Source organism: Aeromicrobium sp. MLTX1 (assembly GCF_046452335.1).
Taxonomy (GTDB): domain Bacteria; phylum Actinomycetota; class Actinomycetes; order Propionibacteriales; family Nocardioidaceae; genus Aeromicrobium.
On record NZ_JBKFDN010000007.1, the window covers coordinates 1 to 6,768 of the forward strand.

Consider the following 6,768-nt stretch of genomic DNA (forward strand, 5'->3'; position numbering starts at 1 on the left):
TCAGTCTTCGAGTTGTTGGAGGCGTTCGTGGGCGTCGGTGGTGTGGTGGGTGTCGGTGCCGGCGGCGCGGTGGAACCAGGTGATGGCGTCTTGGGTGTTGCCGGTGGCGAGGAGGGTGTCGGCGTAGGCGTAGCGGAGGCGGGTGACCCAGTCGGCGCGGTTTTTGGTGTGGAGGGGTTCGGTTTCGAGGATGTGGAGTGCGGTGTCGAGGTGGCCGAGGTCGCGGCGGGCGCCGGCGATGACGATGGACAGTTCGGTGTTGCCGGGTTCGTCGAGGTGGGCGCGGGTGTCGGGGTTGTCGTATTCGAGGGCTTTTTCGGGGCGGCCGAGGGCGCGTTCGGCGTCGGCCATCATGGGGGCGTAGATGTGGCGGCCGGTCATGCGGCGGGCGGCGCGGAATTCGGCGAGGGCTTCGGCCCAGTTTCCGAGGGCGTAGGCGGTTTCGCCGGTGGCTTCGCGGACGAGGCCGACGCGCATGGCGCGGGCGCGGGCGGCGAGGGCGTGCTTGTGGGCGGTCTCGGGGTCCGAATGTAGGAGGGTGCCGGCCATGACGAGGTGGCGGGCGACCTTGTCGGCGAGCTTGTCGGGCAGGCCGGAGAGCTCTTGGCGGGCGTGCTTGTCCAGGTCCTTGGCGGACACGTCGTCCGGGATCGGGGGTCCGTCGTAGATCTTCTGCTCGGCGGTGCGCTCGGGCGCGCTGGGACGTCCGCCCGAGCGCGGGCCGCCGGAGCGCTGACCGCCGGGACGCTGACCGCCCGAGCGCTGCTGGGGGCCGCCGGAGCGGGTGCCGGGCTTGCCGTCACGGCTGCCGCTGGGCTTGCCGTCACGGGAGCCGCTGGGCTTGCCGTCACGCGAGCTGGGTTTGCCGCTGGTGGGTTTGCCGCTGCGGCTGCTGGCGGGCTTGCGGGGGCCGCTGCCGCTGTTGCTGCGGTTGGTGTTGCGGGGGTTTCGGTCCTGGGCCATGGTGCGGGTTCCTCTCGGGTGCCTGGCCTGGCGCCCGGCTGGGTGTGTGCGTGGGTGTGTCCCTACTGTGGCCGGGACCGGGCCCGGCCGCCACCACGGACGCGCCCGGGTGGGTGGGCGTGGGTGGTGGGGTGGGGGTGAAATGCAGCAAGGCCGCTCCCTGTTGGGAGCGGCCTCGCGCATCAATGGTTGTCCGGCGACGTCCTACTCTCCCACACCGTCTCCAGTGCAGTACCATCGGCGCTGAAGGGCTTGACTTCCGGGTTCGGAATGTAGCCGGGTATTTCCCCTTCGCCATGGTCGCCGAAACTCTATGGAGATATCAACTCAACCTTGGAAAACACTCTCGTGTTCTTCGTGGTTCCCGATCATATCTCGGGAACCTCACAGTGGACGCGTGCGGTCTTTGTAAGAAACAAGCCCTCGGCCTATTAGTACCGGTCAGCTCCATGCATTGCTGCACTTCTACTTCCGGCCTATCAACCCAGTGGTCTGCTGGGGGCCTTACCTCCTCGAGGGAGTGGGAAACCTCATCTTGAAACATGCTTCCCGCTTAGATGCTTTCAGCGGTTATCACTTCCGAACGTAGCCAACCAGCCGTGCTCTTGGCAGAACAACTGGCACACCAGAGGTTCGTCCACCCCGGTCCTCTCGTACTAGGGGCAGCCTTTCTCAAGTTTCCTACGCGCGCGGCGGATAGGGACCGAACTGTCTCACGACGTTCTAAACCCAGCTCGCGTGCCGCTTTAATGGGCGAACAGCCCAACCCTTGGGACCTGCTACGGCCCCAGGATGCGACGAGCCGACATCGAGGTGCCAAACCATCCCGTCGATATGGACTCTTGGGGAAGATCAGCCTGTTATCCCCGGGGTACCTTTTATCCGTTGAGCGACGCCGCTTCCACATGCCAGCGCCGGATCACTAGTTCCGACTTTCGTCCCTGCTCGAGCTGTCACTCTCACAGTCAAGCTCCCTTGTGCACTTACACTCGAAACCTGATTGCCAACCAGGCTGAGGGAACCTTTGAGCGCCTCCGTTACATTTTAGGAGGCAACCGCCCCAGTTAAACTACCCATCAGGCACTGTCCCTGATCCGGATAACGGACCTAGGTTAGATATCTAGTACGACCAGAGTGGTATTTCAACGATGACTCCACTCGAACTGGCGTCCGAGCTTCACAGTCTCCCACCTATCCTACACAAGTCGAACCAAACACCAATACCAAACTATAGTAAAGGTCCCGGGGTCTTTCCGTCCTGCCGCGCGTAACGAGCATCTTTACTCGTAGTGCAATTTCGCCGAGTTCATGGTTGAGACAGCGCCCAAGTCGTTACTCCATTCGTGCAGGTCGGAACTTACCCGACAAGGAATTTCGCTACCTTAGGATGGTTATAGTTACCACCGCCGTTTACTGGGGCTTAAGTTCTGTGCTTCGCTTGCGCTAACACGTCCCCTTAACCTTCCAGCACCGGGCAGGAGTCAGTCCATATACGGCGTCTTTCGACTTAGCATGGACCTGTGTTTTTAGTAAACAGTCGCTTGGGCCTGGTCTCTGCGGCCTTCAACGCTTCTCGGAGCAAGTCCGATGACGCATCCGGCCCCCCTTCTCCCGAAGTTACGGGGGCATTTTGCCGAGTTCCTTAACCATGATTCTCTCGATCACCTTAGTATTCTCTACTTGACCACCTGAGTCGGTTTGGGGTACGGGCGGCTCTGAATCTCGCTAGATGCTTTTCTCGGCAGCATAGGATCACTCACACTCCACTAGGTGGGTGGCATCGGCTCTCAGGCATATGAGTGACGGATTTGCCTATCACTCGCCCTACGACCTTACCCGTGGACTACCATCGCCACGGTTGAGCTACCTTCCTGCGTCACACCATTGCTTGCCTACTACCAGATCGGGTCATGCGCTCTGCCGCACCGTGGTCTCCGAAGAGACGGTAGGTACGGTTTCGGGCACTTAGCATCACTGGATTCAGCATGGGCGATTCAACGCCGGTACGGGAATATCAACCCGTTGTCCATCGACTACGCCTGTCGGCCTCGCCTTAGGTCCCGACTTACCCAGGGAAGATTAGCTTGACCCTGGAACCCTTGGTCATTCGGTGGAAGAGTTTCTCACTCTTCATTCGCTACTCATGCCTGCATTCTCACTCGTGTCGCATCCACGGCTGGGTTACCCCGCCGCTTCGCTCGCGACACGACGCTCCCCTACCGATCCACACGGCTGGACCACGAAGGCCTACCTCATGTGTGAATCCCATAGCTTCGGTGGATTGCTTGAGCCCCGCTAAATTGTCGGCGCGGAATTACTTGACCAGTGAGCTATTACGCACTCTTTCAAGGGTGGCTGCTTCTAAGCCAACCTCCTGGTTGTCTCTGCGACTCCACATCCTTTTCCACTTAGCAATCGCTTTGGGACCTTAGCTGATGGTCTGGGCTGTTTCCCTCTCGACTACGGAGCTTATCCCCCGCAGTCTCACTGCTGCGCTCTCACTTACCGGCATTCGGAGTTTGGTTGAGTTCAGTAAGCTTGTAGGCCCCCTAGCCCATCCAGTGCTCTACCTCCGGCAAGAAACACGCAACGCTGCACCTAAATGCATTTCGGGGAGAACCAGCTATCACGGAGTTTGATTGGCCTTTCACCCCTATCCACAGCTCATCCCCCCAGTTTTTAACCTAGGTGGGTTCGGTCCTCCACGCGGTCTTACCCGCGCTTCAACCTGGCCATGGATAGATCACTCCGCTTCGGGTCTAGATCGTGCAACTCAGACGCCCTATTCGGACTCGCTTTCGCTACGGCTACGGCACTCGCCTTAACCTTGCTACACAACGCTAACTCGCAGGCTCATTCTTCAAAAGGCACGCTGTCACAGTTCACAAGGAACCGCTCCAACGGATTGTATGCACACGGTTTCAGGTACTATTTCACTCCCCTCCCGGGGTACTTTTCACCTTTCCCTCACGGTACTAGTCCGCTATCGGTCATCGAGGAGTATTTAGGCTTAGCGGGTGGTCCCGCCAGATTCACACCGAATTTCAGGGGTTCGGTGTTACTCGGGATGACGCACAAGAGCCATGAGCTTACGGTTACGGGGATCTCACCCTCTGTGTCGCGACTTTCCAGTCAGCTTCACCTTCACTCATGGTTTATGACTCTTCGACTGTCCGGCAGAACAGTCAGTGCGGTCCCACAACCCCCTGGATGCAACGCCCGCCGGCTATCACACACCCAAGGTTTGGCCTCTTCCGGTTTCGCTCGCCACTACTACCGGAATCACTGTTGTTTTCTCTTCCTGTGGGTACTGAGATGTTTCACTTCCCCACGTTCCCTCCAAACGCCCTATGTGTTCAGGCGCAGGTACTCAGACTTTCCTCTGAGTGGGTTTCCCCATTCGGACATCCCCGGATCACAGCTCGGTTGTCAACTCCCCGGGGCTTTTCGCAGACTCCAACGTCCTTCATCGGCTCTCGATGCCAAGGCATCCACCATGTGCACTTAGTAGCTTGTTGTTACTACAAAGATGCTCGCGTCCACTGTGAAGTTCTCAAAATACGATCGGTCCCGTACCTGGTTCCCCGCCTGCCCAACCCCAGGGGTCGGATGGTTCGAGGAGATGTACGGTCCGAGAGATCCAGCAAGAGAATGCTGATCCCTCAGGACCCAACAGTGTGCCTGAGCTGCCACCCACCCACACGACCGAGGTTCCACGCTCTTGCGAGCAGTACTGACGGCCCGAGACGGGCAGCAAGTCAAATAATCGACGATCCACTAGTGAGCTGGACCCGCGTCAGACATGCGCTGACGAACGGTGTCCGCCTGGACCAGCCAAGCTGGCCAGATGCTCCTTAGAAAGGAGGTGATCCAGCCGCACCTTCCGGTACGGCTACCTTGTTACGACTTCGTCCCAATCGCCAGCCCCACCTTCGACGGCTCCCTCCACAAGGGTTGGGCCACCGGCTTCGGGTGTTGCCGACTTTCATGACGTGACGGGCGGTGTGTACAAGGCCCGGGAACGTATTCACCGCAGCGTTGCTGATCTGCGATTACTAGCGACTCCGACTTCATGGGGTCGAGTTGCAGACCCCAATCCGAACTGAGACCGGCTTTTTGGGATTCGCTCCACCTCGCGGTTTCGCAGCCCTTTGTACCGGCCATTGTAGCATGCTTGAAGCCCTGGACATAAGGGGCATGAAGACTTGACGTCATCCCCACCTTCCTCCGAGTTGACCCCGGCAGTCTCCTATGAGTCCCCACCATGACGTGCTGGCAACATAGGACGAGGGTTGCGCTCGTTGCGGGACTTAACCCAACATCTCACGACACGAGCTGACGACAGCCATGCACCACCTGTATACCGACCACAAGGGGGCGCCTATCTCTAGGCGTTTCCGGCATATGTCAAACCCAGGTAAGGTTCTTCGCGTTGCATCGAATTAATCAGCATGCTCCGCCGCTTGTGCGGGCCCCCGTCAATTCCTTTGAGTTTTAGCCTTGCGGCCGTACTCCCCAGGCGGGGCGCTTAATGCGTTAGCTGCGGCACGGAAACCGTGGAAGGTCCCCACACCTAGCGCCCAACGTTTACGGCATGGACTACCAGGGTATCTAATCCTGTTCGCTCCCCATGCTTTCGCTCCTCAGCGTCAGGTAATGCCCAGAGAACCGCCTTCGCCACCGGTGTTCCTCCTGATATCTGCGCATTCCACCGCTACACCAGGAATTCCGTTCTCCCCTGCATACCTCTAGTTTGCCCGTATCGTAAGCACGCTCAGGGTTGAGCCCTGAGTTTTCACTCCCGACGCGACAAACCGCCTACGAGCCCTTTACGCCCAATAATTCCGGACAACGCTCGGACCCTACGTATTACCGCGGCTGCTGGCACGTAGTTGGCCGGTCCTTCTTCTGCAGGTACCGTCACTTTCGCTTCGTCCCTGCTGAAAGAGGTTTACAACCCGAAGGCCGTCATCCCTCACGCGGCGTTGCTGGATCAGGCTTTCGCCCATTGTCCAATATTCCCCACTGCTGCCTCCCGTAGGAGTCTGGGCCGTGTCTCAGTCCCAGTGTGGCCGGTCACCCTCTCAGGCCGGCTACCCGTCGTCGCCTTGGTGAGCCGTTACCTCACCAACAAGCTGATAGGCCGCGAGTCCATCCCACTCCGCCGGAGCTTTCCACCACCAGAAGATGCCTTCGATGGTCATATTCGGCATTAGCCAGCGTTTCCACTGGTTATTCCAAAGAATGGGGCAGGTTACTCACGTGTTACTCACCCGTTCGCCGCTCGTGTACCCCCGAAGGGGCCTTACCGCTCGACTTGCATGTGTTAAGCACGCCGCCAGCGTTCGTCCTGAGCCAGGATCAAACTCTCCGTTGAAAAAATCCCGCAACCTCCGAAGAAGCCACGGTCAACAACTAGACAGTTCAACACTGACAAGATCTGACTGCTGGACAGTCATTATTGTCGGAATTGTCCCTGCAACCCTGCGCGAAACCAGCAAGCTGGAATCCTTCAGAGTCGCCGGGGTACTGATAAAAAAATTCGTCGACTTTTGACACACTGTTGAGTTCTCAAGGATCAGACGCACACCCACAACCACACCGTTTCACCGGCACAACCACAGGGGCTCATCCACATTACATCGCCGTTTTCCACCAGGTCAAACCCAGCTCGGTCACGATGCAGCGCTACGTTTTCCCGCGGCCAGTTTCCGGCTCCCCATCAGGGCTCCTGGCGTTAACCGCTTCGGTCTGCGCTCCGCTGCCCCGCCGTGCGGAGCAACAAGAAGAACATTACACACACGT

1 protein-coding gene and 3 rRNA genes are annotated in these 6,768 nt (G+C 58.9%); all 4 read right to left on the reverse strand.

The annotated features are described in order from the left end of the window. Nucleotides 1-963 (reverse strand): tetratricopeptide repeat protein, encoded by a 963-nt coding sequence (locus tag ACK99Q_RS17735; RefSeq protein WP_410187427.1) that lies wholly within the window; start codon nt 961-963, stop codon nt 1-3. Nucleotides 964-1,154: 191 nt separating this feature from the next. Further along, nucleotides 1,155-1,271, reverse strand: a 5S ribosomal RNA gene (gene rrf / locus ACK99Q_RS17740). 103 nt (nt 1,272-1,374) lie between these two features. Then, nucleotides 1,375-4,481 (reverse strand): 23S ribosomal RNA (locus tag ACK99Q_RS17745). Between the two features lie 340 nt (nt 4,482-4,821). Then, nucleotides 4,822-6,340, reverse strand: a 16S ribosomal RNA gene (locus tag ACK99Q_RS17750). Together the 16S, 23S and 5S rRNA genes form the textbook arrangement of a ribosomal RNA operon. Nucleotides 6,341-6,768: the final 428 nt, after the last annotated feature.